Here is a 15,012-nt window from a genome sequence, read left to right as displayed (position 1 = left end):
GTAGAGGAGTTCCCCATGATCGACCTGCACGGCAAGCGCGCGATCGTCACCGGCGCCGCCTCCGGCATCGGCCGGGCCACCGCCGCCCTGCTCGCCGAACTCGGCGCGGCCGTCGTCCTCGCCGACCTCGACACCGAACGCGGCGAACGGGCCGCCGAGGAGATCGGCGGCACCTTCGTCCGCTGCGACGTCTCCCGGCGCGCCGACTGCGAGCAGGCCGTGCGCACCGCCGTCGAACAGCACGGCGGCGTCGACGTGCTGTTCAACAACGCCGGCATCATCCGCCGCTCCACCGTCACCGGGATCAGCGACGAGGACTGGGACCTGGTGATGGCCGTCAACGTCCGCTCGATCATGCTGCTCAGCGGACTCGTGGTGCCGCTGATGGCCGCGAACGGCGGCGGCAGCATCGTCAACACCGGCTCCGGCTGGGGCATCAGGGGCGGCGGCCGGGCCGTCTCCTACTGCGCCTCCAAGGGCGCCGTGGTCAACATGACCCGGGCGATGGCCATCGACCACGGCCCGGACAACATCCGGGTCAACTGCGTCTGCCCGGGCGACACCGACACCGGCATGCTCGCCGAGGAGGCCCGCCAGCTGGGCGAGAACCCGGACGCCTTCTACACCGACGCCGCCGACCGCCCGCTCGGCCGGATCGGCCAGCCCCGGGACATCGCCCAGACCGTGGCCTTCCTGGCCAGTGACGCCGCCGCCTTCGTCAGCGGCGCGGTCATCGCCGTGGACGGCGCCGGCACCGCCTGACGCCCGCGAACCGTACAGCACCGCAACCCCGTACGACGGCCGGGCGACGGCACGCGCCGCCCGGCCGGTACGCTACGGACCGAGGAAGAAGGGACGTTTGATGGCGATCGAGCGGCGGCCGCTGCGCGAGCAGGTGAAGGACGAACTCCTGGAGCAGCTCGGCCGCGGCCGGTTCACCCCCGGCGAGTCGATCAACGAGGTCCAGCTCGCCGAGGAACTGGGCGTCAGCCGAACCCCCCTGCGCGAGGCCCTGATCAGCCTGGAACGCGAGGGCATCATCACCAGCGAGCGCGGCAAGGGCTTCCGCTTCGCCCCCACCGGCAAACAGGAGTTCCTCGACCTCACCGCGATCGTGATCGCCCTGGAGTCGCTGGCCCTGCGCACCTCCGACCCGGCCCACCTGGCCGAGATCGCCCCCAGGCTGCTCGCCGAGGCCCGCGCCTTCTCCGCCCCCCAGGCCCCGCACGGCACCATAGAGCGCTACGACGACGCCTGGCACGCCCTGCTGCTCTCCGGCTGCGCCAACGCCCGGCTGCGCGAGATGATCGAGTCGCTGAAACTCACCCTGCACCGCTACGAGCGGGTGGTGGTCGGCGACCACGAGATCCTGGAACGCGCCGCCGAGGAGCACGAGCGGATCGCCCAGTGCCTGCTGGAAGGCGACGTCGACCAGGCCGTCACCGCGCTGGAGGCCAACTGGACCAGCGGCATGGAACGCATCCTGGACCGCCTGCCCCCGGTCGCCGCGCTCTGAACCCGGCGCCCTGGACCCGGCGCCCTGAATCCGGGGTTCTGAATCCGGGGTTCTGAACCCGGTCCGCTCGTCAGTCGAGCACCTCGGCGACGCCCGGGGTGAGCCAGTGCAGCCGGTCGGCCAGGCCCGCCGCCGCGAACCGTGCGGCGGTCTCCGTCCGCCCCTCGGTGAAGTGCTGCCACGAGCTGTAGTGGACGGGCACGACCCGGCGGGCTCCGAGCGAGGCGGTGAGCGCGGCGGCCTGCGCCGCGTCCATGGTGATCAGCTCGCCGCCGCCGAAGGCCTCGATCCGGGCGGCGCCGAGGTGCAGCAGGGCCGTGCCGATCCGGAACCTCCGCCCCACCTCGTCCAGTTCGGGGATGTGGACGGTGTCGCCCGAGACGTACAGCGCCTCCGGCTCGCCCGGCACCTCGACCACGAACCCGGTGACCTCCCCGACCGGACCGTGCACACCGGGCGTGCCGGTCACCCGCAGGGTGCGGCCGTCCACGGTGAGGTCCCGGGTCTGCCACGGCGCCAGCCCGAGCGCGCCGCCACCGAGCCGGGCCGCCCCGCCGACCGTGGTCAGCACCGGGCGCCCGGCGAGCAGGGTACGGCCGGTGGCGTCCAGGTTGTCGGGGTGCTCGTCGTGGCTGAGCAGTACGGCGTCCACCGGCGGCAGCTCGTGCACACCCGCCGCCGGGCCCCGGGTGCTGCGCAGGACCACCGGGTCGCGCCGGTACTCGGCGGGGGCCGGGTCGAAGACCGGATCGGTCAGCAGCCGCAGGCCGCCGACCTCCAGCAGGACCGTCGCGGTTCCGATGTGCGTGGCCTTGATCCTCACAGTATTCCTTCTCTCATGGTGACTTGACGTTCGGTCAGGCAGTCGTCGCCGGGATCCGGAACCGGCGCCGGTACTCCCCCGGAGTGGTGGACAGCCGGTCCCTGAACACCCGGTGCAAGGTCTCCACGGAACCGAAGCCGCAGGACCGGGCGACCCCGGGCAGCGGATGGTCGCTGCGCTCCAGCAGCCGGCGGGCCGCCTCCAGGCGCAGCTCCTCCACGTAGGACCCGGGGGTGGTACCGGTCTCCGCACGGAAGACCCGGGCGAAATGCCGTTCGCTCATGGCGAGTCGCCCGGCGAGCACGGACACCGACAGATCGGCGTCCAGGTGCTCGGCGATCCAGCGGCGCAGGCCGCCCAGGTCCGCCCGGCCGCCCGTACGGTGCGCCAGGGGCACGCTGAACTGGCTCTGACCACCCGGGCGTTGGAGGTACATGACCATGATCCGCGCGATCTGCAGGGCCAGGTCGTCGCCGTGGTCCTCGGCGACCAGGGCGAGGGTGAGGTCCATGGAGGTGGTCAGGCCCGCGCTGGTCCACAACCGTCCGGAGCGGATGAACACCGGGTCGGCGTCCACCTCGACGGCCGGATGGTCGGCGGCCAGCCGCTCGGCGGTCGCCCAGTGGGTGGTCGCGCGATGCCCGTCCAGCAGTCCGGCCGCCGCCGCCACGTGCGCGCCCGCGCACACCGAGGCGATCCGCCCGGCCCGCGGCCCGGCCTCCCTCAGCCAGGCGACCACCGCCGGGTCCACCCGCGGCACCGGCCCGTCCGGGCCCAGGTCCACCCGCCCCGGCACCAGCACCGTGTCCGGCCGCACCCGCTGCTCGGCCAGGGTGTCGGTCACGTACAGCGGCACCCCGGAGAAGGTCTCCACCGGCCCGCTCCGCTCCGCGCACACCCGCACCTCGTACCCCGGCCGCCCGGGCGGCAGCAGCCGCCCGGCCAGCGCGAGGATCTCGGCGGGCCCGGTCACGTCCAGCGCGTTCACTCCGGGGAACACCGGGATCACGACCAGATGCGGCAGGCGGGGTGCGTCGTTCATGCCCCCACTCTCGCCCGGCGGCAGTGATGGCGGCAATGACGGGACTCTGCAACATCCGGACAGCACCGCATCCGGACAGCAGCCCATCCGGTCGACGCCGCATCCGGACACCGCCCCCGGCGCGGGCCCTACACCCCTGGTCCTATCGCCCTCGGGACCAACGCCCGATTGCCTCTCCGCCGCCTCCCCGCAGCATGATGGCCCGCATGATCGGCAAGTGGATCGACTGCCGGGTCCGGCCCGGAGCACGCGAGGCGTTCGCCGCCGGCCAGCGCCGCTGGTCGGTGATCTCCGACCAGCCGGGCCTGGTCGGCCAGACCGGCGGCCGGGAACCCGGCGCCGACCGCGCCCTGCTGCTCGCCCTGTGGAGCGACGAACCCGCGTACGCCCGCTTCATGCGCGAGCGCCACGACCGGGCCGCCGCCCACGCCGACCAGCGCTCCAGCTGCACGGGGATCGAGGTCGCCACCGGCCCGGTCGTCCTCACCATGCCGGGCGCGGCCCCCTCCCTCCCCGCCGCCCTCGCCCGCGCCACCGTCCTGCGCGCCGCCGACTGCCGGCTCCGCCCCGGCCGCGCCGACCACTTCCTCGACGTCCAGCGCGAGCTCTGGGCGCCGGGCATGGCGGCCGCGGACGGCATGCTGGGCGGCACCGTCACCCGCCTCTCCCCCGGGCGTCACCTCGTCACCACCCTCTGGACCACCCCCGCCGCCCACCGCGACTACACCACCCACCACCTCCCGGCCCTGCTCGCCCGCGCCGGCGTCCCCACCGACGTCCGCACCCTGACGGGCCACCTGCTCCCCCTCGAACCCTCCTGGCGCATCGGGGCCGGCACCTGAACCGACACCGAGCACGCCCACGGCCTGTCCGTGACCGGGCCCGAGAAAGCGGCGCTGACCGAGATGCCCGACACCTGCGCGCAGCGGCGGCCGGGTCGGGGCCGCTCGGGCCGCCGGCTGTTCCCGCCTGCGTCGACTCGCTTCGACGGTGCCTGATGTGATGGGGCGGCCCCGGCACCGGAGTGCCGGGGCCGCCCTGCCGACGGGATGTCAGGTGAACATCTGCTGGAAGGCCCAGATGCCGTTGTCGGAGCCGCGGTGGGGAACCAGGAGACGGTTGTCGTGGTACCTGGCGGGGACGGGCAGGCCCGCCACGTGTCCGCCCAGCGGAGCGGCGTCGGCGAAGACGTCGGCGTTGGGCTGCTTCTGCTCGCAGACGTACAGGCTGCGGTCGGTGGCCACGACGAAGACCTCCAGGCGGCCGTCCATCGCCAGGATCGCCACCGGGGCCTCGACGATGGTGCCCTGGGTGGTTCCGGGGGTGGTGTAGGAGGTGCCGTAGCCGGCGGGCTGGACGGCGTGGAAGCCGGTGGTGCCGGCCCGCCAGAACACGCGGATGCGGCGGTCGGCGTCCGTGACGGCGGTGGGGCTGCCCACGACGCCCGCGTTGCGTGCCGAGACGAGGAAGTAGTTGGTCCAGTTGTCGGTGCTGTCCGGGTCCTGCTCGCTGATGCCCCAGATCTCGTCGTTCGCACCGTGGACGAAGACCTGGACCCGGCCGTCACCGCCGCGGGCCGCGGCCGGGGCGAGCACGTTGTTCGCCAGCGTGTCGCCGCCCAGGCTCTCGGCCGGTTCCCATGAGGCGTAGTCCACCGCCGTCTGGTGGACGTGCCACAGGGCCCGGTCGGTGCCGTTGTAGAACGCCGAGACGCGGCCGTCCGCGTTCAGGACCGCTGCCGGGTCCGATGCCGCGTCCGAGGCGATCCGCGACACCACGTAGCCGGTGCTGTTGATCACGTCCTGCCGCAGCGCCCACACACCGCCGTCGGGGCCGCGCCAGACCACGTTGACGATGCCGTCGGGGCCGCGCACCGCGGCGGGCGTGCCCGCGACCTTGCCGACCGCGCCAGCGATCCGGGTCCAGTTCGCTTCCCAGCTCCAGTCGCGCTGCTGCGACTTGACGTACAGGTCGGGGCCGTTGCCCCGCACGAAGACCGACAGGCGGTCGTCCGCGTTCGGCACCACCGCGGGGTTGAACGTGGTGCCTCCCCCGAGGCCGAACGGCGAAGCCCACACCAGACCGGGAGTGGTCGAAGGCGCCATGACGGGAATTCCCCTCGCTCGCACTGCACAACACGGATGCTCCGGAACGGATCGCGCGCCTGGCAGGTACGCGCCCATGTCCGGCGGAGGCAACGATTCACCCATCCGCTTTCACCTGCGCCCGAATACTGGCGGGTGTTCACCCGATCGGGTGAGGCCCCGTTTGAACGCAGGCCACCTGCCGGGGCGCGCGGGATGCGAGAGGCGCGGGGAAAGTGCCGAGCCGAAGGCCCTCACGTCGGAACGCCGGCACCGTCCGGCCGCTGCCCCGCCTCCCGGTCCGGAACGGGTCGCCAATGATGATGTGCTGACGCTTCGTCATGGAAGGATGCAGGCGCATCGGCAGCGAGCCGTTCAGTGAGGAGACGCCATGTCCGAGTCCACGCCCAACGCCAAGGGCCCCGCCAAGGTGCAGATGTCACCCGAGCAGATGGCCAACCTCGGATCGTCTCCGTCCCCCGGGGCAACCGCGCCCGAACCGGCGCTGATCCCGGCCGACCAGGTCGAGCCCGAGGACATCGCGACCCTGTCGATCGAGTACCGGGACGGCCGGCCCGTGGTCGTCGTGAGCGGTGGGAGGTACGTCCCGTCCGAGCTCCCCGTCGTGAACAGTTCCGGCGCGGCGTGCGCGGCCCGGTTCGCCTGGTCGAACGGCGTGGCGCACCTCCACACGCCCGACCCGGTCCCCGCGCCGAACGGGTCGCCCCAACCGTCGCCCGCCGCCCCTGACCTGCTGCTCGTCCTGTTCGACGACGTCCCCGACCGGATCGACATCCGGGAGCCCGGGGAGGGGATTCACTTCGGGCAAGGCTGAGCTCCTGAGCACGGTGCTTCGCCCGCCGCAAGCGGTTGCGCACGATCGGCACCGGCTTCGACGAACTCGCCTCCCGCTACCGCGCCGGAGCGGTCAGGGCGGGGTGTCCCCCGAGCAGTTGGCTTCGAAGTCGTCCTGCTGGTCCGCCAGGGCCTGCTGGTCCTCCTCCACCTTCTCGCGGGCGTCGCCCAGCTCCGCCCGCAGCTCGGCGACCTGCGCCGGATCGGGATCCGGCTGGCTGCTGAGGTCGTCCAGCTGGTTCTGGAGATGTCTGACCCTCGCCGCGTCCTGGGCGAGCGCGGCCCGGGAGGCGGCGATCAGGTTCCGCAGGCCGGCGCAGGGGTCATCGGTGGCCGGGGCCATGGCTTCTCCTTCGCGCTCGGGCGGCGCAGGGCACCCGCAGGGCGAGCGCCGCGCTTCCATGATGGTGTCCGCTCGGGCCGGACGCATCCGCGCCCACGGACCGGAGCCCACGGACTCCGTGCGCGCTGTGGGCGCTGTGGGCCGACGGGAGCGCCCCCGTCGGCCCCGGCTGCGGCCGCGGCTGCTCAGACCGTGAACCAGCGCCCGACGGCCGCGCGCAGCTCGGCCTGTTCGGCCGGGTCGGTGCAGGGTGAGCCGCCGGCCCAGGCCACGTAGCCGTCGGGGCGGATCAGCAGACCGGTGAGGCCGGCCGGGCCGTCCTTCGCGATGACGACTTCGACGGCGTCCTGGTCCTCCGCCAGTGCGGCTGCCAGCGACTGGTCCTCGCTCAGGTCGATCAGCAACGGCCGGGCGCTTCGGGCGAGTTCGGCGATCCTGGCCTTCCCCGTCCCGGTGGTCAGCTCCAGGTCCGGTGCGAACCGGCCGACCGCGGGGTGGGGATCGGTGATGCCCATGTCGTAGCGCACGTCGGTGCCCGCGGTGAGGTCGGCGAGGTGCTGGACGACCTCCTTGTGGGTGAGCAGTTCGGCGAAGAGTTCGCGCAGGGCGGTCGTGTCGCTTCCCGGTGCGGTGAGCGCGGACTGCGCCTCGGCGTTGAGCACCATGCGGCGGGCGGCCTGGCGGCGCTCGGTGTCGTAGCTGTCGAGCAGGCCGGTCGGGGCGGTGTCGCGCAGCACGGCGGCGAGTTTCCAGCCGAGGTTGGCGGCGTCCTGGAGGCCGAGGTTCAGCCCGGGGCCGCCGCCGGAGGTGTAGACGTGGGCGGCGTCGCCGATCAGGAGGACCCGGCCGTCGCGGAACCGGTCGGCGACCCGGGTGTTGCCGCCGGTCAGCCGACGCAGCACGTGCGGGCCGGTGCCGTCCGGCGGGCCGAGCGGCAGGTCGACGCCGAGGACCCGGCGGATACTCGACTCCATTTCGGCCAGGGTCATCGGCTCGTCCGTCGCGACCTGGTCCCACTCGGTGGTGCTGATCAGCGGCGGCTGCCCGGGGAACGGCGCGTAGGAAAAGCCGCCCCGTTCGGCGCGGTGGGGCAGGAAGGGCAGGACGGGTCCGTGGCCGGGGATGGTGAGGGCGCCGTTGACGGGGTCGACCCAGTCGGTGGGGACGGTGGCGTGGACGGTGCGGTTGGTGCGGCGGTCGTAGCTGACTCCGGGGAACCCGATACCGCTCCCCTTGCGGATCACGCTGTGCGCGCCGTCCGCGCCGACCACCCAGCGGGCGCGCATCCGCCGGTCGCCGTCGGGACCGGTGACGTCGAGGGTGACGGCCTCCTCGTCCTGGGCGACGGCGCCGACCCGGTACCCGCGCCGCAGGTCGACGCCGAGGGCGCGGGCGCGTTCCTCCAGGACCTCGACGATGCGGTGCTGCGGGGCGGCCAGGCCGAAGACCGGGCTGGCGTCCAACCGGCCGAGGTCGAGTCCCATGGCGGCGAACATGAAGTAGGCGGAGTTCGGCCGCGGGGGCTCCGGGCTGCCGCTGAGCGGCTCGTACAGGCCGCGGTGGTCGGCCAGGCGCACCACCTGGCCGAGCAGGCCGTTGGCCTTGGGTTCGGTGCTGGGCTGCGGGAGCTGCTCCAGCACGATCGGGCGAATGCCGGCCAGGCTCAGTTCGCAGGCCAGCATCAGCCCGTTCGGGCCGCCTCCCACGATGATCACGTCGGCTGTCACGGTCATGTCTCCTTGGTGCGAACGGGAAGAGGTGGCACCGCGGGCGAGTCGGTCGCCGCCGCTCGCCACGGGACGGGCAGGCCGGCGGCGACCTGCTCGAAGACCTGGGCCAGGACCGTGCCGAGCGGCTCGGGATCGTCGGCGCGCAGGCTGTGCTCGACGGCCACCGCGCTGCCGGCCCCGACCACGGCCGCCACCAGCTTCGGGTAGACGTCGCGCTCGGCGTCGGTCCCGGTGCGCCGCGCGACGGCCTCGGCCAGCTCCTGCTGGGCGGCGGCGTTGGCCTTGACGATCTCGCCGGCCAGCGCCGGTTCGGCCAGCATCAGCCGCACCCCCTCGCGCCAGCGCTCGCTCTGCGCGGCGGAGTTGCCCTCCCCGGAGGCTTCCGGCGGCGCGAACTGGCCCAGCACGGCGTGGAGCAGCGAGTCCCAGAGCGCTTCGTCGGCCGGGCGGGCGAGCAGGTCGTCGGCGACCCGGAGCATCCGCTCCAGGTGGCTGGCGGCGATGGCCTCGGCCTTGCCGGCGAAGTAGTTGCGGAAGGTGCGGACCGAGACGTCGGCCTCGGCGGCGATCTGATCGACCGTCACGGCGTCCCAGCCGTGCAGGACGCAGAGCCGGATCGCCGCCCGGCTCAGCGCGACCCGGGTCTCCCGCTTCTTGCGCTCGCGGAGTCCGGGCCGACTGGTCGTACGGGCCTCAGGTGCAGGTGCCATGCGAGCAGCGTAGGCCCAAACTTGCCGCCACGGCAATGTTTCCGTGGCGGCAAGTTTTATCGAGCCCAAGGGCCGAGGGTCAGATCCGCGTGGACAGCGGCACGGATATCCGCTTCATCCAGGCGCCCGTCGCGAAGTCGCGCGCCCTGATGACGACCCGGTCCCGGTACACGTCCACCTGGAGCCCCTGGTTGAAGTGCCCGGGGACGGTGACCTCGCCGCCCTGCCCGTCGTCGGCGAAACCGGTCTGCACCGCGCCGGTGTTGATCACCGAGAAGCCGTCGAGGTTGGCGGTACCCGGCACGACGCGGCGCACGTACCAGTCGGAGAGGGTCAGGTCCCAGTGGGTGTGGCCGCTGAAGAGGAACACGTCGCGGTAGCGCCCGAGGAGGCCGAGGAGGCGGTCGGGCTGGAGGTAGTCGCTCCGGTAGATCTTGCTCCGGGTGCCGGAGACGGTGTCGGGCAGCGGGTGGTGGGTGATCACCATGACCGGCTTCCGGCGCCTCGCCCAGTACTGCAGGCGGTCCTCCAGCCACCGGAACTGCGCGTCGCTGATCCACACCTCGTCCCACAGGGAGTTGTCGTGGTACTTCATGTAGCGCTCGGTGCCGAGGGTCAGGACCGGGATGCCGCCGAAGGTCGTCTCCGCGTAGATCGTCGACCGCTCGGCGAAGCGGTAGAAGCTGCGGAAGAGGGACTCCTCGGTGGTGCCGTTGGGCCAACTGCTCTGGGCGAGCATGTCCGGGTCGGCCCACTTGGGGACGTAGAACTCGTGGTTGCCGATGGCCCAGGCCACCTCGCGGGGCTTCGGCCCCTGCTCCAGCACCTTCCGCACGTCGGCGTACTCGAAGTCGTAGCCGCGCGGCGTGATGTCCCCGGCGACGGCCAGGCCCGACGAGTGCGGGTTGGTGGCCCGGATGTCCTTCAGCGCCTGGGCGAAGTCGCCGAGGTCGCCCTGAATGTCACTGATGACGTTGAACGTGCTCACCAGGCCGCCGCCGTCGGCGGGTTCCGCCTCGGCGGTCCCCTGGGCGAGGCCTCCGAGCACCAGTGCCCCGGCGGTCGCGCCGAGCAGGGTCCTGCGTTCCATGGTCTTTCCTTTCGGCTGTCGCACGGGGTCGAGGAACCTCGGCCGCGCGCTTCGGACCAGACCCGTTATCAATATGCGATCAAGTGGGCGGCCAGGTGAACGGGCACTGTCGGGCAGGCCCTGCGCGGGCCGTCCGGGGTCGAGCGACCGAGCCCGGCCCGGCGGACCGGGTCGTCGGCTCCTGCGAACCGCGCCGCCCGGCCGACTTCTTCGTGTCATCCGCCAGTACGGCCACGGACGGGCGCGGAGGAGACTTTCCGCCGGGACCACGGCCCGGCCGGGCGGGGCCTCCGAACCCGGAGGCCGTGTTCGGCCGCGCGCGGGAGGCCGTACGGACAGGACGACGCACCGGAGGGGGCGGCACATGGGCGTGCAGCAGTACGACGGGATCGGCGAGGCGTTCGAGGGGTTCAAGGCCCTGCCGTTGACGCGCTACGGGGAGGTGCCGAGCTTCCTCGGCCTGGTCGGGGACGTCAGTGGCCGGTCGATCCTCGACCTGGCGTGCGGCACCGGCTTCTACAGCAGGGAGTTCAAGCGACGCGGTGCCACCGACGTCCTCGGTGTCGACATTTCCGTCGAGATGATCGCCGCCGCGCGGGCGATCGAGCGCCGCGACCCGCTGGACGTGCGCTACGAGGTCGGCGACGTGGCCGAACTGCGCCCGCTCGACCGGCGGTTCGACATCGCCCTGGCGGTGCAGTGCCTCAACTACGCCGAGGACATCGCGGCGATGGAGCGGATGTGCCGCGCCGTCCACCGGAGCCTGCTGCCGGGCGGGGAACTCTTCGTCCTCGCCCAGAAGCCGGACTACCGGTTCGACTGCCCGTCCCTGGAGGAGTACGGGTTCCGCTGCGAGCCGATCGGCGGGGAGACCGAGACGGGTCCGCGGGTGCGGGTCACGGCGCTCCTCGACCCGCGGCCGATCAGCATCGTCGGCGCGGCCCCGCGCCGCGAGGTGTACGAGGAGAGCCTGCGGGCGGCCGGGTTCACCGCGCTGGAGTGGGTGCCGCTGGGTGTGTCCGAGGCCGGAACCCGCGCGTTCGGCAGGGAGTTCTGGGCGGACCTCCTCGCACACCCGCCACTGGAGATGCTGCGCTGCCGCGCCTGACCCGGCCGCACCGGCCCCGCGGCCGCCCCCGGCTCACCGGCCACCCCCGGCCGGCGGGCCACCCCCGGTCGGCGGGCCGGCGGGCCGGCGGCGGCCACCGTGGGTCCAACCCGTCGGGGCCGTGCCCTACTTGGCGAAGCGGACCTCCGGGAAGGCCGCCGACGGCCCGTCCAGCAGTCGGCCCGGGCGGTCGAGCAGGTGCCGGTCGAAGAACGCGCCGAGGTACGCCCGGGTGGCGGCGAGCGCGCGGGCGCCCTTGATGCTGCCGTACTGCTCCGGAGCGGTGTCGGCCGGCACCTGGTCACGGATGCCGAGGGCGTCCACCAGCCAGTGCACGTCGCAGAACGACAGGTGCCCGCCCTCCGGCAGGTCCAGCCAGCGCTTCCAGCCGGTCAGGTGCTGCCAGGTCTCGTCCCAGTTCGCCGTCGGGGACGCGCCGGCGTGCCGCTGCGCACCGAGCAGCAGCACCGGGCGGGAGAGGCCCTCGGCCGGCAGCGGGGCGAAGAAGTCGCCGTCCAGGTTGGCGGCGGCGCGGATCCGGCCGTCCACCCGCATCGCCTCGACGGCGCTCGCGCCGCCGATGGAGTGGCCGGCCGCGCCGATCCGGGAGGCGTCGATCCGCAGCCCGCGGACGAGCCCCGGACCGGGCGCGGTCAGCCGGTCGATCAGGAAGGCGATGTCCTTCGCCCGGCTGCGGATGACCTCGGCCGCCAACCGGTCGTCCACCTTGTCGCAGATCAGGCAGGACTCCAACCGCCCGTCGGGGAACTGCACGGCCGTCTCGTAGGTGTGGTCCAGCGCGGCCACCGCGTAGCCCCGGGCCGCGAGGTCCTCGGCGAGGGCGGTGAGCGAGGAGCGGTCGAAGCCGAAGCCGGGCGAGAGCACCACCAGCGGGTGCCGCCCGGGCGCGGGCACCGTACGGACCCGCACCCCCGTCCCGACGGCGCTGAGGTCCGGAGTGCCGTACCGGGCGGTGGACATCTCCGGGGAGAGGTACGGCAGTTGCCCGCCGCGCGCGGACTGCGCCGGGTACCAGAGGGTGGCCATCAGTTCGCGGGTGGCGGCGTCCGGCCGCCAGGGGTCGTGCCGACCGGTGTCCACCAGGCGGACCGAGGCGGCACCGATCAGCCGGTGCGTGGTGGGCGCGGGCACCTGCGGCGCCCCGGCCTGCGCGTCCACGCCCGCCTGCGCGTCCGGGCCCAGCTCCGTGCCCGCGCCGACGCCCACGTCCGCCCCCACCTCCACGGGAACGGGCACGGGCACGGGCGGGCGCGACGAGGTGGCGACGGAAGGCGGTGCGGCGGTCGGGGAGGCGGCCGACGCGGCCTGCGGGCCGGTCAGCGGGAGGAGGACGGCGATGGGCACGGCGAGGAGCGCGGCGCTCCGCCACCGGGGAGTTGTCGACATGACGCCACGTTAGGTGCGCCACCGGCACCGGCGCGTCCTGCCCGCGGCGTAGCCCGCTCAACCGCAGGTCGGAGCCGCCACGCCGGGCGGACCCGCCGCTCGGACGGGCCCGCCTCCACCCTGGGCGGCGGGCGGGCCGCGGGTGGCGCTCCGGATCGCCCCCGGCCCGCGCCGGCCCGCACCGGGCCTGGCGAACCCGGACGGGTCGAACACGACCGCGTGCCTGGACGCCGAGGGCAACACGGTGGCGATCCTGCTCACCTTCGAGGAGTGACCCCGGGCGCCGCCCGCCCCTTCCCCGCACCCACCCCCGCGTGCAACCGGCAAGCCTTCAGGGAAAGCGCTTTCCAAGTGCCCCCGAACTGGGTACGCTCGATCATCGTGGCAGCCACCCTGCCTCCCCTCCCGCCGCAGCCCTCCGAAAGCTGGCCCCTGATGCTCGACCACGACGAAACCGGGTACGTCCGGGACGGGGCGCCGCACCGCGTCGTCTCCGGTGCCCTGCACTACTTCCGCGTCCATCCCGACCTCTGGGAGGACCGCCTGCGCCGGCTGCGCGCGATGGGCGCCAACACCGTCGACACCTACATCCCCTGGAACTTCCACGAGCTGCCCTCCGGCGCCTTCGACTTCACCGGCTGGCGCGACGTCGCCCGCTTCAGCCGCCTCGCCCAGCAGCAGGGGCTCGACGTCATCCTGCGGCCCGGCCCCTACATCTGCGCGGAGTGGGAGTTCGGCGGCCTGCCCGCCCGACTGCTCGCCGCCGACGGGATGCAACTGCGCTGCGCCGACCCGGCCTACCTGGCCGAGGTGGACGGCTGGTTCGACGCCGTCGTGCCCGAGATCCTGCCGCTGCTGGCGAGCCGGGGCGGCCCGGTGGTGGCGGTGCAGATCGAGAACGAGTACGGCAGTTTCGGCAACGACCGCGGCTACCTCCTCCACCTGCGCGACGGCCTGCTCGAACGCGGCGTCGACTGCCTGCTGTTCACGGCGGACGGCGCGGAGGACGCCATGCAGCAGGGCGGCGGCGTCCCGGGCCACCTCGCCACGGCGACCTTCGGCTCCCGGCCCGCCGAGCGGTTCGAGGTGCTGCGGCGCTACCAGCCCCAGGGCCCGCTGACGGCCATGGAGTTCTGGATCGGCTGGTTCGACCACTGGGGCGAGCCGCACCACGTGCGCGACGCCGCCGAGTCCGCCCGGGCACTGGACGAGCTCCTCGCCACCGGGGCCTCCGTCAACCTCTACATGGCCCACGGCGGCACCAACTTCGGCTTCTGGGCCGGCGCCAACCACACCGGCACCCGTCCGTTCGACACCGGGTACCAGCCGACCGTCACCAGCTACGACTACGACGCCCCGATCGGCGAGGCCGGCGAACTCACCGAGAAGTTCCACGCCTTCCGCGCCGTCATCGGCAAGTACCTCCCCCTGCCCGAGGGCGAGCTGCCCGGGCCGGTCCCGCGCGTCGCTCCGCAGCGCGTCCGGCGCCGCGCCGCCTCCGCGCGGCTCCTGGCGAACCTCGACGCCCTGTCCGAGCCGGTGCGCCGCCCCGTCCCCGAGCCCATGGAGAAGGTCGGCCAGTCCCTCGGCCTCATCCACTACCGCACCCGGATCTCCGGCCCCCGGCCGTCCATGCCGCTGCGCATCGACGGCATCGGCGACCGCGCCCACGTGTTCGCGGACGGCCGGCCGCTCGGCGTCCTGCACCGCGACGCCCCGGCGGACACCCTGCCGCTGGAGGTCGGGCCGCAGGGCGTCGTGCTCGACATCCTGGTCGAGGCGCTCGGCCGGGTGAACTACGGCCCCCTGCTGGACGACCGCAAGGGCATCAGCCGCGGCGTCTCCCACGGCCACCAGCGGCTGTTCGACTGGGAGATCCGCCCCCTGCCGCTCTCCGATCTGGGCCGCCTGCGCTACGAGGAGGCGGATGCGGCCGTCGACGCGGACCCGGCCTTCCACCGCTTCGAGGCCTCGCTCACCGAGCCCGCCGACGCCTTCGTCGCCCTGCCCGGCTGGGGCCGCGGACTCCTCTGGCTCAACGGCTTCCTGCTCGGCCGCTACTCCGCGCAGGGCCCGCAGCGGACCCTCTACGCCCCGGCTCCGCTGTGGCGGGCGGGCGTCAACGAGCTCGTGCTGCTCGAACTGGACGGCCACGGCGAGGAGATCGAGCTCCGCGACCGGCCCGACCTCGGGCCGCTCGCCGCCGCCCCCAGCTCCGAGTACTGAGCTCGCGGGCTCCGGCCCGCTCCACCGGCCCGTCGGCGGCCGTGCCCCTCCGGAGGGGCACGGCCGCCGACGGGCCGG

Annotated in this window: 15 protein-coding genes; 7 read left to right on the top strand and 8 right to left on the bottom strand. The window is 73.8% G+C overall.

From position 1 onward, the window contains the following. The first annotated feature begins 15 nt into the window (after positions 1–15). Both ACFVUY_RS21840 and ACFVUY_RS21835 read left to right on the top strand, forming a co-directional pair. Positions 16–762 carry an SDR family NAD(P)-dependent oxidoreductase gene (locus tag ACFVUY_RS21840; RefSeq protein ID WP_387694537.1) on the top strand — a complete coding sequence of 249 codons (747 nt, stop codon included), beginning with the start codon at positions 16–18 and terminating at the stop codon, positions 760–762. Positions 763–862: 100 nt separating this feature from the next. Further along, positions 863–1,516 carry a GntR family transcriptional regulator gene (locus tag ACFVUY_RS21835; RefSeq protein ID WP_380548517.1) on the top strand — a complete coding sequence of 218 codons (654 nt, stop codon included), beginning with the start codon at positions 863–865 and terminating at the stop codon, positions 1,514–1,516. A gap of 70 nt (positions 1,517–1,586) precedes the next feature. Here ACFVUY_RS21835 and ACFVUY_RS21830 read toward each other — a convergent pair whose 3' ends face one another. Continuing rightward, entirely contained in the window at positions 1,587–2,339 is a 753-nt protein-coding gene (locus ACFVUY_RS21830) for an MBL fold metallo-hydrolase (protein ID WP_387732191.1), read from the bottom strand. Between the two features lie 34 nt (positions 2,340–2,373). After that, positions 2,374–3,381 (bottom strand): GlxA family transcriptional regulator, encoded by a 1,008-nt coding sequence (locus tag ACFVUY_RS21825; RefSeq protein ID WP_387732188.1) that lies wholly within the window; start codon positions 3,379–3,381, stop codon positions 2,374–2,376. A 206-nt stretch (positions 3,382–3,587) separates the two neighbouring features. Between ACFVUY_RS21825 and ACFVUY_RS21820 the strand changes: the two genes are divergently transcribed. Beyond that, positions 3,588–4,223 (top strand): DUF4937 domain-containing protein, encoded by a 636-nt coding sequence (locus ACFVUY_RS21820; RefSeq protein WP_387732185.1) that lies wholly within the window; start codon positions 3,588–3,590, stop codon positions 4,221–4,223. Between the two features lie 210 nt (positions 4,224–4,433). Here the strand turns inward: ACFVUY_RS21820 and ACFVUY_RS21815 are convergent, their stop codons facing one another. Continuing rightward, positions 4,434–5,486, bottom strand: coding sequence for a hypothetical protein (locus ACFVUY_RS21815; RefSeq protein WP_387732182.1), 1,053 nt, complete (start codon positions 5,484–5,486; stop codon positions 4,434–4,436). Positions 5,487–5,856: 370 nt separating this feature from the next. Between ACFVUY_RS21815 and ACFVUY_RS21810 the strand changes: the two genes are divergently transcribed. Further along, positions 5,857–6,300, top strand: a complete 444-nt coding sequence (locus tag ACFVUY_RS21810; protein ID WP_387732179.1) for a hypothetical protein — start codon at positions 5,857–5,859, stop codon at positions 6,298–6,300. A 93-nt stretch (positions 6,301–6,393) separates the two neighbouring features. Here the strand turns inward: ACFVUY_RS21810 and ACFVUY_RS21805 are convergent, their stop codons facing one another. From ACFVUY_RS21805 to ACFVUY_RS21790, 4 genes are all read right to left on the bottom strand, one after another. Further along, positions 6,394–6,663 carry a hypothetical protein gene (locus ACFVUY_RS21805; protein ID WP_387732177.1) on the bottom strand — a complete coding sequence of 90 codons (270 nt, stop codon included), beginning with the start codon at positions 6,661–6,663 and terminating at the stop codon, positions 6,394–6,396. A gap of 185 nt (positions 6,664–6,848) precedes the next feature. Continuing rightward, entirely contained in the window at positions 6,849–8,396 is a 1,548-nt protein-coding gene (locus tag ACFVUY_RS21800) for an FAD-dependent monooxygenase (protein WP_387732174.1), read from the bottom strand. Further along, entirely contained in the window at positions 8,393–9,103 is a 711-nt protein-coding gene (locus ACFVUY_RS21795) for a TetR family transcriptional regulator (RefSeq protein WP_387732172.1), read from the bottom strand. The genes ACFVUY_RS21800 and ACFVUY_RS21795 overlap by 4 nt, the downstream gene beginning before the upstream one ends. A 79-nt stretch (positions 9,104–9,182) precedes the next feature. After that, positions 9,183–10,193: a metallophosphoesterase family protein gene (locus ACFVUY_RS21790; protein ID WP_387732169.1), complete on the bottom strand. Its 1,011-nt coding sequence runs from the start codon at positions 10,191–10,193 to the stop codon at positions 9,183–9,185. A gap of 364 nt (positions 10,194–10,557) precedes the next feature. Between ACFVUY_RS21790 and ACFVUY_RS21785 the strand changes: the two genes are divergently transcribed. Continuing rightward, the gene (locus ACFVUY_RS21785) at positions 10,558–11,301 is read left to right on the top strand and encodes a class I SAM-dependent methyltransferase (protein ID WP_387732167.1); all 744 of its coding nucleotides are present in this window, start codon (positions 10,558–10,560) and stop codon (positions 11,299–11,301) included. 126 nt (positions 11,302–11,427) lie between these two features. Here ACFVUY_RS21785 and ACFVUY_RS21780 read toward each other — a convergent pair whose 3' ends face one another. Continuing rightward, positions 11,428–12,708, bottom strand: coding sequence for an alpha/beta hydrolase family protein (locus tag ACFVUY_RS21780; RefSeq protein ID WP_387732166.1), 1,281 nt, complete (start codon positions 12,706–12,708; stop codon positions 11,428–11,430). A gap of 142 nt (positions 12,709–12,850) precedes the next feature. Between ACFVUY_RS21780 and ACFVUY_RS21775 the strand changes: the two genes are divergently transcribed. Both ACFVUY_RS21775 and ACFVUY_RS21770 read left to right on the top strand, forming a co-directional pair. Then, positions 12,851–12,982, top strand: a complete 132-nt coding sequence (locus tag ACFVUY_RS21775; protein WP_387732165.1) for a hypothetical protein — start codon at positions 12,851–12,853, stop codon at positions 12,980–12,982. Positions 12,983–13,089: 107 nt separating this feature from the next. Further along, positions 13,090–14,934, top strand: coding sequence for a beta-galactosidase family protein (locus tag ACFVUY_RS21770; protein WP_387732163.1), 1,845 nt, complete (start codon positions 13,090–13,092; stop codon positions 14,932–14,934). The last annotated feature ends 78 nt before the right edge of the window (positions 14,935–15,012 follow it).

Source organism: Kitasatospora sp. NPDC058063, assembly GCF_042885395.1.
Lineage (GTDB): Bacteria > Actinomycetota > Actinomycetes > Streptomycetales > Streptomycetaceae > Kitasatospora > Kitasatospora lactacystinica.
This window is presented reverse-complemented; position numbering and strand designations above follow the sequence as displayed.